General features: G+C 59.7%; 14 protein-coding genes. 7 read left to right on the top strand and 7 right to left on the bottom strand.

The window, feature by feature from the left end; all coding sequences use genetic code 11:
* Positions 1-89: 89 nt before the first annotated feature.
* From ACIPSK_RS26335 to ACIPSK_RS26325, 3 genes are all read right to left on the bottom strand, one after another.
* A complete protein-coding gene (locus ACIPSK_RS26335; protein ID WP_222295886.1) occupies positions 90-485 on the bottom strand; it encodes a response regulator transcription factor in 396 nt (131 codons plus the stop codon).
* An 81-nt stretch (positions 486-566) separates the two neighbouring features.
* Entirely contained in the window at positions 567-1,223 is a 657-nt protein-coding gene (locus tag ACIPSK_RS26330) for a response regulator transcription factor (protein WP_446533038.1), read from the bottom strand.
* Positions 1,204-3,543, bottom strand: coding sequence for a PAS domain-containing sensor histidine kinase (locus tag ACIPSK_RS26325; protein ID WP_446533037.1), 2,340 nt, complete (start codon positions 3,541-3,543; stop codon positions 1,204-1,206). Before ACIPSK_RS26325 ends, ACIPSK_RS26330 begins: the two co-directional genes overlap by 20 nt.
* 306 nt (positions 3,544-3,849) lie before the next feature.
* On the opposite strand from ACIPSK_RS26325, the gene ACIPSK_RS26320 reads away from it, so the two are divergent.
* Positions 3,850-4,482, top strand: coding sequence for a hypothetical protein (locus ACIPSK_RS26320; protein ID WP_446533036.1), 633 nt, complete (start codon positions 3,850-3,852; stop codon positions 4,480-4,482).
* Between the two features lie 376 nt (positions 4,483-4,858).
* Here ACIPSK_RS26320 and ACIPSK_RS26315 read toward each other — a convergent pair whose 3' ends face one another.
* Together ACIPSK_RS26315 and ACIPSK_RS26310 are read right to left on the bottom strand one after the other, a co-directional pair.
* Positions 4,859-5,905: an S-adenosylmethionine:tRNA ribosyltransferase-isomerase gene (locus ACIPSK_RS26315; protein ID WP_446533035.1), complete on the bottom strand. Its 1,047-nt coding sequence runs from the start codon at positions 5,903-5,905 to the stop codon at positions 4,859-4,861.
* Positions 5,902-6,624 (bottom strand): SDR family NAD(P)-dependent oxidoreductase, encoded by a 723-nt coding sequence (locus ACIPSK_RS26310; RefSeq protein WP_260299392.1) that lies wholly within the window; start codon positions 6,622-6,624, stop codon positions 5,902-5,904. Before ACIPSK_RS26310 ends, ACIPSK_RS26315 begins: the two co-directional genes overlap by 4 nt.
* A gap of 85 nt (positions 6,625-6,709) precedes the next feature.
* On the opposite strand from ACIPSK_RS26310, the gene soxR reads away from it, so the two are divergent.
* Positions 6,710-7,144, top strand: a complete 435-nt coding sequence (soxR, locus tag ACIPSK_RS26305; RefSeq protein WP_446533034.1) for a redox-sensitive transcriptional activator SoxR — start codon at positions 6,710-6,712, stop codon at positions 7,142-7,144.
* Between the two features lie 329 nt (positions 7,145-7,473).
* On the opposite strand, the gene ACIPSK_RS26300 is transcribed toward soxR, so the two are convergent.
* Complete coding sequence (locus ACIPSK_RS26300; protein WP_446533033.1) at positions 7,474-7,611, bottom strand: hypothetical protein; 138 nt, start codon at positions 7,609-7,611, stop codon at positions 7,474-7,476.
* A gap of 116 nt (positions 7,612-7,727) precedes the next feature.
* Between ACIPSK_RS26300 and ACIPSK_RS26295 the strand changes: the two genes are divergently transcribed.
* The gene (locus tag ACIPSK_RS26295; RefSeq protein WP_446533032.1) at positions 7,728-8,501 is read left to right on the top strand and encodes an HD domain-containing protein; all 774 of its coding nucleotides are present in this window, start codon (positions 7,728-7,730) and stop codon (positions 8,499-8,501) included.
* 108 nt (positions 8,502-8,609) lie between these two features.
* Positions 8,610-9,545, top strand: a complete 936-nt coding sequence (locus ACIPSK_RS26290; protein WP_446533054.1) for an NADP-dependent oxidoreductase — start codon at positions 8,610-8,612, stop codon at positions 9,543-9,545.
* 192 nt (positions 9,546-9,737) lie between these two features.
* On the opposite strand, the gene pdxR is transcribed toward ACIPSK_RS26290, so the two are convergent.
* A complete protein-coding gene (pdxR, locus tag ACIPSK_RS26285) occupies positions 9,738-11,150 on the bottom strand; it encodes a MocR-like pyridoxine biosynthesis transcription factor PdxR (RefSeq protein WP_446533053.1) in 1,413 nt (470 codons plus the stop codon).
* 92 nt (positions 11,151-11,242) lie between these two features.
* Here pdxR and ACIPSK_RS26280 point away from each other — a divergent pair, with 92 nt between their 5' ends.
* From ACIPSK_RS26280 to ACIPSK_RS26270, 3 genes are read left to right on the top strand one after another with little or no spacing between them, the layout of a single operon-like run.
* On the top strand, positions 11,243-11,662 hold the full coding sequence (locus ACIPSK_RS26280) for a cupin domain-containing protein (RefSeq protein ID WP_446533031.1): 420 nt from the start codon (positions 11,243-11,245) through the stop codon (positions 11,660-11,662).
* 17 nt (positions 11,663-11,679) lie between these two features.
* Positions 11,680-12,135, top strand: coding sequence for a carboxymuconolactone decarboxylase family protein (locus ACIPSK_RS26275; RefSeq protein ID WP_446533030.1), 456 nt, complete (start codon positions 11,680-11,682; stop codon positions 12,133-12,135).
* 40 nt (positions 12,136-12,175) lie between these two features.
* Positions 12,176-12,820 carry an HD domain-containing protein gene (locus ACIPSK_RS26270; protein ID WP_446533029.1) on the top strand — a complete coding sequence of 215 codons (645 nt, stop codon included), beginning with the start codon at positions 12,176-12,178 and terminating at the stop codon, positions 12,818-12,820.
* The last annotated feature ends 109 nt before the right edge of the window (positions 12,821-12,929 follow it).

The raw sequence follows: 12,929 nt of genomic DNA, 5'->3' as shown, positions 1-12,929 counted from the left end.
CTTCCTCAATTTTTGTCGGATGGGTTATGAACTCGATAGTTAGATTGAGATACGGTTTGATCTGGTGGAGCGGCAAGCGACGAGCACTCCTATGCCGTGGGAGCAGAATCACTCGCCAGAGCCGTCCTGATCGCCTCCAGCAAGTCCGTCGGACTGACGGGCTTCAGGAAGATACGCGACGCCCCTGAATTCCTGGCACGGTCACCCACCGCGACGTCGGAGTGGGCGGTGATAAGAATTGACGGAATCCTTCTGTTCATACCGGAAAGCTTGTCCAGCAAGTCTAGTCCCGAAATCCCGCCGAGCTGGATGTCGGTGACGAGGCAGGCCGCGGTCTGCAACTCCGTGGAAGCGAGGAATTCTTCTGCCGACGCAAAGGCTGCGACCCGCATGCCTTTGGCGCGCAGCAGTCCTCTCAGCGCATCACGGACGGGCTCGTCATCCTCGACGCAAATCACCAGGGAGGTCTTCGAGGCATCAACCATTAATCGATCCTATCGTCGTGATTCTATGACCGGGGTTGCACGCTCGCAATGCGACTAACGTCACAAAATTTCAAATGAAAACTAGCCTTTGGTAGAGGTGTTCGCCGGCTCGCCCAGCTCGAGCAAATCGTAATGACGAACCAACTCCGGAAGGGAGTGGACATGCATTTTCTGCATGACGTTTCCTCGGTGCAACTTCACCGTCGCCTCGGTAATCCCCAAGGCTGTGGAGATCTGCCTGTTGCGCTGGCCCTCCACTACGCGGATCAGGACTTCCTGCTCACGTTTCGTCAGCGTTTCGAAGTCGGCTCGGGCGCTCGCTGCCTCCTCCTCCTTCATCGTCGAGCGGCTGTCCCTCTTCATCGCGGCGTGGACCGCATCCAGGAGATCCTGCTCGCGCACCGGTTTCGTCAGGAATTCCACCGCGCCTGCCTTCATCGCACGGACGGCGATCGGAACGTCGGCATGACCGCTCATGAAGATTACCGGCCGGTGGAAACCACGGGTCCGTGCCTCTTCGTAAAATTCGATTCCGCTCTGGCCAGGGAGCCGGACGTCCAGGATCATGCAGCCGACAGAACCTAATTGGCCTTTCGACGAGAACTCGGTCGCCGAGGAAAATGAGGTCACGTTGAACTTCATGGAGCGCAGCAGGCCGACGAGCGACTCGCGAACACCGGCGTCGTCCTCGATTACGACGACCTGCGCGGAGGTGTCCTCACGTTGCTTCTGGTTCATCTGCCCCCCTTGCATATGGTATCGCGAATTCGAAGACCGATCCTCCCGACGCCCGAGGTCGCGCGGACAGCGTCCCACTATGCGCCTCGACGATAGACCTGCAGATCGCCAGACCCATGCCGGTCCCCTCCGGCTTGGTGGAGAAGAATGCTTCGAAAATACGTTCTGATGCAATGGGGTCGAGACCACTGCCGTTGTCCTCGACGCGGACGACCACGGAATGGGAGCCGCGGTCCTCGCTTATCACACTGATGATCCGGCCATCCTCCTTTCCAGTCATCGCTTCGGCCGCATTGAGAATGAGGTTCAGAAGAACCTGCTGAAGCTGGACCTTGTCGCCCCGGACCGGATTTACGGTCCGCGACAACGAAACGGACGCATTGATCTGGCGGCTGCGAAGTTCACTCCGCATCATCGTCAGCACGTCGGCGACGACTTCGTTGATATGAACTATCGCGATGGGTGGACGCGAATTGCGCGCCATGTTTCTGACGTTCAGCAGAACGTCCCCTGCCCGCTTCCCTTCCTTGACGATCCGTTCGGCCGCCATCTTTGCTTCATCCAGATCCGGTTCCGGACGGTCGAGCCAGCTTAGACATGTGGCCGCGTTCATGACGATGGCCATGAGCGGCTGGTTCATTTCGTGGGCAATACTGACGGTGACGGCGCCCATCGCAGTCAGGCGGTTCATTCTGACGACGTCGGCCTGGGCTTTCCTGAGCGCCTCCTCGCTGTTCACACGATCCGTCAGATCGATGATCGCCCCGAACACCTCAGGTTCCTCTTCTGGGTCAGTCTCCATGCGAGTGACACAGTACACGTGCCTGATCGAGCCGTCCGGCATCAGAAGCCGGTGCTCCGCCTCCCAAGGCCTGCGGTCGCGGATCCCCATTGCATGAATTGCATTGATCCGCTCTCGATCGTCGGGATGCGTGCGCTTAACGATTGCCTCGGCTGTCAATGGTTGGGCCGGGTCGAGGCCATAGATGTTGTACATCTCCTCCGACCAGATGATCTCGCCCGTTAACGGTCTGAGTTGGAAGCTGCCGACGTGGCTGAGCTTTTGTGCTTCGGCGAGAGAGGCCTGCGCTCGTTGGGCTTCGGCAAGCGAACTGCGTATCCGCTCTTCGGCGCGCCTTGCGTCGGTGACGTCGACGATCGTGCCGATGTAGGCAAGTGGATGGCTTCTCTCGTAGATCAAGCGGCCTCGAGCATGGATGAATTTCACAGTGCCGCCCGGCAGGACGAAACGGTGCTCGACGTTCAGTTCGTCGCCCTGAAGTGCGCGACCGTGAGCTTCCGCGACCATTTCACGATCATCTGGATGTACCCTTTCCATGAGGGTTTCGAAGGTGATCTCGTTACTCGGCAGCCCGACGATGTTCGTGCACTCGGCCGAGCAGGTGAAGACGTCCGACATCATGTCCCACGACCAACTGCCGGTCTCGATGATCCGTTGCGCTTCAGCCATCACGGCCTGGCTTTTCGCCAGTTCGAACTCCGCACGTTTCAGATCGTCGATATCCGTGTTAATCCCGTACCACTTCCGGGCCTTGCCATCGTCTCCCACCAATGGCACGGCTCTGAGCATGAAGTACCGAGCCTCGCCGTCGTGTCGAAGGATGCGCGCTTCGACGCCGCCGGGCTTTCCCGCGACGAGAAGTTCGGTCCAGGCTGCGGCGACTTTCTGAATATCGTCGGGATGGAATGAGGCCAGGAACCCCATTCCGAGGGCGTCTTCCCGTTTTATGCCCGTGTATTCGTGCCACTGCCTGCTCGCATCTTCAAGCTCGCCGTCGGGGCCACCGATCCATGTAAGCGCGGGGATCATGTCGAGATTGAGCCGTAGCTCCCGCACCACGCTGGCGGCTTCCTCCCTAACAGAGCGCAGATCCTCGTCGGCCTTTCTCTTCGCGAGCGAGGTGGCAAAGGTCGACGCCATCCATTCGAGATTTGCCAACCGCCGGTCGGAGACTTGCTCTCCCTCGATCTCCAAATAAACCGCTGCCTTGGTACGGTCGGGAAAACTGATCGGAACGCATACGATTGATCTGTGTGGACCCGAAATCGCACTTCCTTTTCCGGATCCTATCACTTCGCGAATGATGATCTCATCCAGTTCGTAATCAGCCACAGATGAGATATCTTCGGCGGCGGCCTTGGCGACGACTAGAAGGCCATCGTCGCCGACCGTCACTATAAACGTCCTGTCCGCTCGAGCCGCGTGCAACGCCGACATCAGGAACTGTTCCATATCGTGCTTTTCGGCGGCATCGATGTGCGACGTTCCTAGGGCTTCCGTATGCGAGACGTCGTTCATCGGTGCCCTGCTCCGCGATCACATGCCGGGATGCTATTCCTGAGGGCGGACGAAAGCTAGTTATGAACGCGGTCAGGCGTTCGGTATCCCTTGGGGTGCAACCGCTTCCATGCGACGATTCGCTCAGCGACATATTCAACCGCCCGTCCGAGGAGTAGGCCCAGTTCTGCCCGGACGATCAACTGCAGTAGTGCAGCATGTGCGGAATTCGAGCACTCGGTGAGCAGCGAAAACGGATCGGTGGCGCCCGGCTCCTGCGAATTCGTGATCGTTGACGAGGAACGCTGGTGACCCCATCTAGGCGGCATGCGGAAAGACGAAATGAACGATGTCGATCTGGTCAGGACATGGGTGCTGCCACCGTCAGCGACACTGGGGTCTTCGATCCGCGCGAAGGGAATTCTTCTCGAACTACGTGCACGGCTCCCGGCCGCTTCGAAGAAGTCGCTCGACATCGAGCAAGGAGAACTGACGCTGTCGATGCCTGCAAGTGACAAGGCAGAATTCCATGCCGCGGCCTCTGTTGTCGCCAGTGCGCTGAAAGACATCGAAAGCCTGCCGGTAATCCCGCGCGAGATCCAGGATATCCTGTCGATCAAAACGAGCGAGCGTCATCGCTGGCTGAAGGACGGCCGCCTGCCGAGCGCTGGGACACGCACGGTCAAACTGCGGGGCCGCGCGCGGAAGATCACGTTCCACGTCTTCGACCCGCGCGTCGTGGAAGACCTGCTCGATCGAGGCGCCGTCGAAGAATGGCGCGAAGAGGATGCGGCCGCGGCCTCGGAGAGCCGACGGCGGGCAGCATATAAGGCGAAGCTGACGCGGTCATTGAAGAGGGGCAAGATTGTGAAGGCGGAAGTCGTCGCCGCGCCCGACGAGGCGGTTCGCACGGAACTGGCGGGCTGGGAGGAGTTCGGACGCGACGGATTGCTTCGCTAAGCATGCGGATTGCAGGGCCCGGCGAGCAAGGCAATCTCCGGCCGCTCCGTATGGGAGGCCTTGAAACGGACGCAGTGCGCGACTATCTCCAGGTCATCGGCGTTGCTGGTGAGTGCTCCACGAGAGCGTTCGCGACTGCCGAAGTCGCTTTTTTGCTTTTGACCACGGATGTACTGGCACTGGTGTGGAGAGCGACGTTGGAAAGGTCGGTGCGGTTTCGCCCCGGCCTTTTTTATTGCCCTTAACGCAGCACCCGGCCCGTCGTTCGAGGGTATCCCGGTCATGAGCTCCAAGCCTTCTCCGATGAAGCGCGAGATCTGCGGTTTCAGTTGTCTACCTCCCTTCCTCAGACGGCGATGCAAACTGCTCTATCCATCTAAGGTTCGCGCCAATAAAGTGGCGGTTGACGATTGAGCAGCATGGAATCGCCGAATTCATGCGCACGGTAGCGGCATGCAGTGAGAGCTGCGGAGGCGCTGGCGAGGAGGCCGTCGTCGGCAAAGGCGCGCAACAGCTCGAAATGGCTTTCGCCGGGCTGGTGGACGCCAGTGAGGACCGCATCGACGACGCGGAGCGGAGTGCCCCGCGCGATACGCCCTGTCGCAATGCCATCTCCGGCACGCACGCTGCCATCGGGATTGGCGGCTGCTTCAAGTGCGCGCACGACGCTGGTGCCGATCGCGATGATGCGGCTGCCTCTGAGCTGCGCCCGCGCTATCTGCGCCACGGTACATTCGGGGATGCGGTACGGCTCATCGAAGGGAAGGCGCGAGTCGAGTGCGGTATCGCCAGTCGAAGAAATGCCGGCGGCATGCGTGAGTGTTGCAAAACCGATCTCGCGCCGACGCCAAGCTTGCAGTGTGCGCCAGTCGAGCGCGAAGGAAGCCGATGGCGCCTCGAACGCGACCGGCCGGGCGGCAATTCTCGTCCAAACATCCCATAGTGCCAACGGCTCGGGAACATGCGCGTATTGGATCGGTCTGCCATGCTGCGCCAGTCCTGCAAACATGGCTGCGCGGGTGCCTTGGAAGCCCAGCTCGAGCAGGCGAGGGTGGTCGAGAACGCGCTCGACATTGGCTTCAAGTGAACCGAGCTGGAGGCGATCGCCTGATGACAGCGCAGGGGGCGGGAGCCGATCTTCCGTGCGGGTGCGGTGACCGCCAGAGCCGAAGGCGATTGCCACGAAGCGGACTGGAGCGGAAGGTGACAGCCAACCGGCTAAGCGGATCTCGATGGTCTTTCCGCATTGGAGATGCGTGCCGTGCAGACTGGCAGGCAAGGTCGCGGCGTCGTTGCCGACAACTAGATCGCCAGGATCGAATAACGTCCCGAGGTGAGCCCGCGGCAGGTCGCGCATCGTGCCATCCGCCTCAACCACGAACAGCCTGGCCGATTGCCGATCGAGCCGATCGGCGGCGATCACGCGTGGGCTCCGGCGGTAAGCGCAGCGTGGCCCGGCAACGCGTCGAGCATCTTTTCGAGGATCTCGGCAGCGGCCAATTCCGGGTCTTTCAAGGTCGACGGATCGGCGTCCGGTAGCGCCAGCGCGTGCAGCGGGGTGTTCATATCGCCAGGGTCGAGCGCAAGAAACCGTATTCCATCGCCTTTCGACTCCTGGTCCCAAATCGCCGTCAGATGGGTAAGTGCTGCCTTGCTCGCGCCGTATGCGCCCCAACCGGGATAGGCGTTGACCGCCGCGTCGCTGGAGATGTTGATCACCAGCGCGCCGCGGCCCTCGCGCGCGGACGCGGCAAGCGCACCGAACAGGGCTTTCGTCAGCCGGAAGGCGCCTAGAGCGTTGACTACAAGCGCCGCTTCCAGCTCCTCGCACTCCGTATCGGCAAGAAGCGCCAGAGGCACAGGTCCGAGGCTCGATGCATTGTTGATCAGGACGTCGACCCCGCCAAGATTGGCAGTGATCTGCATCGCGATCGGGTAGATGTCTTCCTTTTTGCCGATGTCGGCGACAATGCCATGCGCGCCCGTCTCGGCTGCGACGCATTCGACATTCGCGGCGGTGCGGGCGACGAAGGCAATGCTCGCACCCTTCTTGGCAAGCTGCCGCACAAGCGCCAGTCCGAGGCCGGAAGTGCCGCCGGTGATCCCTACGCGAAGTTCTTGAAGATCGATATTCGCCTGCATTGCGGTGCTCCTTCAATGGGTACGAATAATTGCTACAAGTTCAAGTTAACTTGAAGTCAAGTGAGCTTCGTGCTTTTGTTTCTGCATGGATCCGATGCTGACTATCACCGACGTGTCACGACGCAGCGGCGTTGCCTCATCAGCTCTGCGCTTCTACGAGGAGCGTGGGCTGATCGCATCCGAGCGCGCCGGCTCGGGACACCGACGCTATCACCGGTCCGCATTGCGGCGAATCGCCTTTATCGTCTTTGCACAGCGGATCGGGCTGACGCTTGAGGAGATCGGCGCCGAGCTTGCCAAGTTGCCGGCCGATCGCGTGCCGTCACGTCGGGATTGGTCGCGGTTGTCGAGCGCGTGGGCAAACCGTATCGACCAGCGCATAGCCGAGTTACAGCGCCTGCGGTCTGGGCTTGGCGAATGCATCGGTTGCGGCTGCCTATCGATCGACCGATGTAGCTTGGCGAACCCTGCCGACGTGGCAGGACGCAAAGGGCCGGGGGCGAGGTATTGGCTGGGGTGAATGAACCTCCAACGGTACGTCGAACGGTCTTACGATTGTTTGCCGATGCTTATTCCATGTCGCCAACCCATTTATGATGGATGACGAGCTATGCGTCCCGAGTGTTCCGCGCCGGACACCGACGCGCGATCCTTAAGGAAAGATTGAATCAAACCACCAATTTCGTACGGCAAGAACTGGAGAACTGATCGCTTCCAATTGCAAAAGCCCGTCTACTGAACCAACTCTTCCTACGGCCATATCCCACCTCGCCATCGCGCCCGGGCAGGTGGAATTGAGATGTCCCGCCGCAACGTACGGCTGAAATGGAGGCGGAGGGCGGCTTCCTGTCAATATTCACTATGCATCGCCGCCTGAGGAGATTGCCGCGCGCCATCACCTTCCTGGTTTCGGAAGATGCCGGCTTCATTACCGAAGGTCTTATTCGTCAACGGCGGTGGCTCGATCGGCAGGAACACTGAAGCCATCTCGCGATGCCTCACTCGTCACCGATTACTCGCGTCGTAGTACATATTTTATTCTGCTTCTTGGTTCTTCTTCGAGCCTACTCGCTGGTCATATCCTAGAGGAAAGGAGAAAGGCCATGAAGATCTACCATATCTTAACAGCTGCTGGCGCCACGGCAGCCCTGTTGTTTGTCGCGATCGTCGCGCCGAGTGAGAGCAGAGCCGAGACGCAGACGACACACATCAATCGAGCAAATCGTAGCGTTTCAGAGGATGTACCCGGAATCAGAATTCCAGAGAGTGCGTTGGCGCGTGACGCCGCTAAACTTGTGCGCGATACAGAGGGCGAATTTCTCTTCGAACACTCTACCCGCGTCTACTACTGGGCTGCCTTGGCAGCGAAGCGAAAGACGCTCGATGTCCATCCCGAGCTTCTTTATGTGGCGGCCATGTTCCATGATTTCGGCCTGACGGCCGGCTATGGCGACAGTCACCGACGCTTCGAGGTCGATGGCGCCAACGCCGCTCGCGATTTCCTTCGCGCTCACGGCGTTGCCGAAGCCGATATCGGCAAGGTCTGGCTTTCGATTGCGCTCCACACCACAAATGGGATATCGCCGCACCTGTTCCCGCTCGCCGCGCTGCTCGCCGAAGGTGCCAATATGGACCTGGTCGGCGCTGGCTTTACCGATTTCACTGCCGCAGAACGTAGCGCCGTCGAGACAAGCCATCCGCATCCTCCAAACTTTGCGGAAGATTTCATGCAAGCGCTTTACCGTGGTCTGAAGCACCGTCCGGAGGCGACACAGGGCACCGGTCTGGCCGATGTCATGGCGTATAAAGATCCTCAATTTGCTCGCAGGGACTTCAGCAAGCTGATGAACAATTCGCCTTGGGCAGCAGGGAACTAAAAAACAGCGGGCGTCCCTCCAGCTATCATGTGGCGCTCGCGCTTTTCGCAAGGAGTTAACATGACCCAGAATAAATCTGCCGATGAGCTAGATCAAAGCAATCTGTCGATGATGGCGTGGCGCGTGCATGAGTTCGGCTCTCCTGACGCGATGCGTTTCGAACCCATTGAGAAGCCCACCCCCGGCTCCGGCGAGGTTCTCGTCAAGGTTCGCGCCGCAGGGGTGGGGCCATGGGACGGTTGGATCAGGGCGGGGAAAAGCGCACTGCCGCAACCCCTCCCGCTGACACTCGGCTCGGACTTTGCCGGTATTATCGAATCCATTGGACCGGACGTAACAGATTTTCGCGTCGGCGATCCTGTCTATGGCGTGACGAATCCACGCTTTGTTGGCGCCTACGCCGAATATGCAATTGCCAGAGCGGCAATGATCGCGCGCAAACCGGCTTCTCTAAGCTATATCGAGGCTGCCTCGGTTCCTGTGATCGCGGTCACTGCTTGGCAAGGCCTGTTTGATCAAGCACAGCTGACGGCAGGCCAGACGGTGCTCATTCATGGGGCTGCCGGCAATGTCGGAGCTTACGCGGTTCAACTCGCGCGTCAGGCAGGAATTCGGACAATCGCCACAGCCTCCGCCAAAGACAAGGCGTTTGTTGCCGAGCTCGGCGCGAACATTGTCGTCGACTACCAAACCGAGCGCTTCGAAGACATGGCACAGAACCTGGACGCCGTGCTCGACTTGGTCGGCGGTGAAACGCAGGAGCGCTCCATGCAAGTGCTGAAGCCAGGTGGAAGGCTGGTTTCTGCTGTCTCAGAACCTGATCAAGAACGTGCCAGACGGTGTGGAATTCAGGCGAACTTCTTTCTGGTCGCTGTCACGACGTCGCGCCTCAGCGAAATTTCAGGCTTGATTGATCGCGGCGCGCTGAAGACAAGGGTAGGCAAGGTGATCCCTCTCGAAAAGGCACACGAGGCCCATTTGATCCTCGAGGGAAAATATGCTTCGCCGGTCGGAAAGATCGTTCTCGAAGTGGCATCAAAATGAGAAGTTGAGGAGTGATAAGCGGCCAGCAATGGCGGCGATTTCGGGGCGGATCATGCGCTCAGGTGCTCCGCTTCTATCTCACTTGAACTTGAGCATCGCTATCGTGACGCCGAACTCTTTCGCGACGCCGGGACTGAGCCAGACTCTGCGGAATATGTGTCAGGCCCAAGCGATGCCAAGCGTCAATACGGGTCACTTAAAGCGCTCGATTGCTTCCAGGAGCTGGCCACAGGATCTTGCCAGCCGCTTCGTTGGCGCGGTGGCGACGCCGAGAAGAAGCCCTGATTCGGCACGCTCAGGCGACGCATACCAAGGCGACAGCGGCGCAGGAAACATGCCCAACATCAGGACGTTGCGTGCAATCGCGACATCCGGTGCTCCGTGAGGCAGTCTAAGCAGCACTGCCAGACCGGAAGCCGCAACACGATCCACTCCGACAGAGGCGTGAAGACAATCCAAAATCGCCTGTCGCTTGTACGCATAGGCGCGCTTGGTGCGCCGCAGGTGGCGCATATAGTGGCCCTCATGGATGAACTCAGCGACCGCAATTTGCACCGCAGGCCCGGGCGGCGGCGCGAGGCATGCGGCAACTTCGGCGAATTGGGAGGCCAGGCCGACCGGCGCGACCACGAAGCCCAGCCGAATTGTGGGGCTAATCGTCTTGCTGAACGAGCCGATGTGGATCACGCACCCGTCCCGGTCGAGCGAGGCTAGTGCTGGGGCAGCCCTTCCTGCAAGTTGCAACTCGCTTAGATAATCGTCTTCAATAACCCAAGCCTGGTTTGCTGCTGCCCACTCCAGCAGGCGAAGGCGCCGCTCAAGCGATAAGGTGGGACCGAGTGGTGCCTGCTGTCCTGGGGTCACCACGACGAGCTTTGCGTTAGGGTGATGGCGCAGCCCATGATCGATATCGATCCCATCCGCATCGACAGGGATTGGGGCAACCGACATACCTGCCAGCTCAAGTCCTTTCCTTGTCCATGGAAAACCTGGGTTCTCAAACCAGACGGCCTGCCCGCCCAGACCAAGAACATTGAGCGCCAGACCGAGCCCAGCGCCGAACCCGGCGGTGATGATCACCTGCGATGGTGAGCAATTGATGCCGCGGGCCACGGCCAGATAGGCCGCGATCTCCCGTCTCAGCTCAAGCTCCCCGCGGGGGTCGGGGTAGAAAGGAGAAGCGCTCGCCTCAGCACGGACGGCTTGCGCCCGGATGCGCGCTAACAGTTTGCCCGGAAAGGTCTCACTTGCCGGCACGCCCATCTGGAAGAACGCCGGCCCCTGCGTCATCTCAAGATAAGTCTCGAGGAACGAGCCCGCGTCAGGCGGCGGCTCGTTCTTCGTGATGGCGCGGGGACGTTGTGCGACGCGTGTGCCCGTCGCCCTCGAGGCCTCGATCAACTGAGCGGCAGCAAGCTTCTCATATGCCGTCCGCACCGTTCCGCGGGCCACGCCGAGTTGGATGGCAAGATCTTGCCACGATGGAAGCCGTGCGCCGGCCTCCATCACGCCATCCTCGATGGCTTTTGCTATTCCCTTTCGGATCTGCTCGGACAAAGAAAGCTTGTCTGATCGATCGACGTTCAGCTTGAGCGACTTGTTCATGTCGCCATGGTACATCATTTCTTCTCGTTCTTGGTTCTTTTTTCTAGCTCAGAACAGCCGCATCTTTAGGGCGTTTCAGAAGGAGAAGAACAATGAAACGTCGCATTATTGCCCCTGCTGTCATGGCCGTAGTTGCCTCGATCTTCGCCGCTCCGGCCTCGGCGCATGACGCTACAGCCGAAACTGTGACCGCCAAGTTTGAGCAGGCGATTACCAATATCCCTGACAAGTCAATCCGCGTTGTCGAAGTCGATTATGCGCCCGGCGCCGCATCCCTACCGCACACCCACGCCAAGTCCGCCTTCATCTACGCCTACGTACTCTCCGGTGAAGTGGAGTCTAAGGTGAATGACGGTGAGACCCGTCGCTACAAGACAGGAGAAAGTTGGTTCGAGGCGCCAGGTGCGGTCCACTCCATCAGCCGCAACGCCAGCAACACCGTTCCCGCGAAGCTGCTTGCCGTCTTCATCGTCGATACCGACGACAAGAAGCTTACCACTCCCGTCAAATGAGAGAAGGAATTCGAACGATGACCAGAAGGCTCGATTACAACCAGGTCGCCCCCAACGGCGCGAAGGCGCTGGGCGGCGTCTATGGCTATGTGACGCAGAGCGGCTTGCCCGGAGAACTCGTAGACCTCGTGTATCTGCGCGTATCGCAAATCAACAACTGCGCCTACTGCCTCGACATGCATACCCGTGAACTTCTCAAGCGTGGCGTCAAGACAGCGAAACTCGCTCTTGTGCAGGCGTGGGCGGAAGGCGGAAGTCTCTTCAGCGAGGCTGAGCGCGCCGCGCTTGCCTGGGCCGAGAGCGTGACGCGTGTCGCCGAGACCGGCGTACCAGACAGCGCTTACAAGGCGGCGCGTGAGGTTTTCGATGAAAAGCAGCTTGTCGATCTGACGATCGCGATCAGCTTGATGAACAGCTACAATCGCATGGCCATCAGCTTCCGGAACCCGCCCCAGGCGGCCGCGGAGAGCTGAAAACGCTGGCGTTCCCGATCGCAAATACTGGAGTACGACTATGATTACCTACGATATTTCCGGGCTCAAAATCCCCGACAGCAAGCTGGCACTCGACGTGACCGAGTTTATTCGGGACACGGAAAGCGATCTACTCTTCCATCACTCGCTGCGGGTCTATTTCTGGGGAGCCATGACAGGAAACCGGACGGGGCTGACTTTCGACCCGGAACTGCTATACGCGGCTTCGATGTTCCACGACGTCGGCCTCACGGCACGGTATCACGAGAGCCAGCTTCGCTTCGAAGTCGACGGCGCGAATGCAGCGCGGGATTTCCTGCGCGGCCATGGTATCTCGGAGAGCGACGTCGAGACGGTGTGGAACGCGGTAGCTCTTCATACGACGCCGGGCATACCGGAGTTCATGCGACCGGAGATCGCGCTGGTGCAGGCGGGGGCAGGCATGGACGTCGCCGGCCGCGGGTACGATCAGTTCAACGACGTCGAACGCGAGGCCGTCATCTCCGCCTTTCCTCGCGAAGAGGATTTCAAGCGCGGGATCATCGATGCCTTCTACGAAGGCATGAAGCACCGGCCTCACAGTACGTTCGGCACCTTCAACGATGACGTACTTGCCTATAAGGATCCGGCGTTTCAGCGGGTCGATATGTGCAGCGTCATTCTGACGTCGAAATGGGCGAGCTGAGAGCAGCGGCCACAGTCGCTGCGGACACCTTGCACCCATCCAACGCATCTTTCAGAGCGAGCCCACTGGAAGTTCATTGTATTTCTCCTTGTCGCAGACCGATGTAATT

This window comes from Rhizobium sp. LARHSG275 (assembly GCF_052871115.1).
The sequence above is the reverse complement of the archived record's forward strand: the minus strand, read 5'-3'. Positions and strand labels throughout refer to the sequence as shown.

Excerpts from the sequence above, each read along its gene's own strand:
- ACIPSK_RS26325 (WP_446533037.1), bottom strand. The coding sequence starts at position 3,543 with ATGAACGACGTCTCGCATACGGAAGCCCTAGGAACGTCGCACATCGAT.
- pdxR (WP_446533053.1), bottom strand. The coding sequence starts at position 11,150 with ATGAACAAGTCGCTCAAGCTGAACGTCGATCGATCAGACAAGCTTTCT.
- ACIPSK_RS26280 (WP_446533031.1), top strand. The coding sequence starts at position 11,243 with ATGAAACGTCGCATTATTGCCCCTGCTGTCATGGCCGTAGTTGCCTCG.
- ACIPSK_RS26320 (WP_446533036.1), top strand. The coding sequence starts at position 3,850 with ATGCGGAAAGACGAAATGAACGATGTCGATCTGGTCAGGACATGGGTG.
- ACIPSK_RS26300 (WP_446533033.1), bottom strand. The coding sequence starts at position 7,611 with ATGGCTTCAGTGTTCCTGCCGATCGAGCCACCGCCGTTGACGAATAAG.
- soxR (WP_446533034.1), top strand. The coding sequence starts at position 6,710 with ATGGATCCGATGCTGACTATCACCGACGTGTCACGACGCAGCGGCGTT.
- ACIPSK_RS26295 (WP_446533032.1), top strand. The coding sequence starts at position 7,728 with ATGAAGATCTACCATATCTTAACAGCTGCTGGCGCCACGGCAGCCCTG.
- ACIPSK_RS26275 (WP_446533030.1), top strand. The coding sequence starts at position 11,680 with ATGACCAGAAGGCTCGATTACAACCAGGTCGCCCCCAACGGCGCGAAG.
- ACIPSK_RS26290 (WP_446533054.1), top strand. The coding sequence starts at position 8,610 with ATGATGGCGTGGCGCGTGCATGAGTTCGGCTCTCCTGACGCGATGCGT.
- ACIPSK_RS26310 (WP_260299392.1), bottom strand. The coding sequence starts at position 6,624 with ATGCAGGCGAATATCGATCTTCAAGAACTTCGCGTAGGGATCACCGGC.
- ACIPSK_RS26335 (WP_222295886.1), bottom strand. The coding sequence starts at position 485 with ATGGTTGATGCCTCGAAGACCTCCCTGGTGATTTGCGTCGAGGATGAC.
- ACIPSK_RS26270 (WP_446533029.1), top strand. The coding sequence starts at position 12,176 with ATGATTACCTACGATATTTCCGGGCTCAAAATCCCCGACAGCAAGCTG.
- ACIPSK_RS26330 (WP_446533038.1), bottom strand. The coding sequence starts at position 1,223 with ATGAACCAGAAGCAACGTGAGGACACCTCCGCGCAGGTCGTCGTAATC.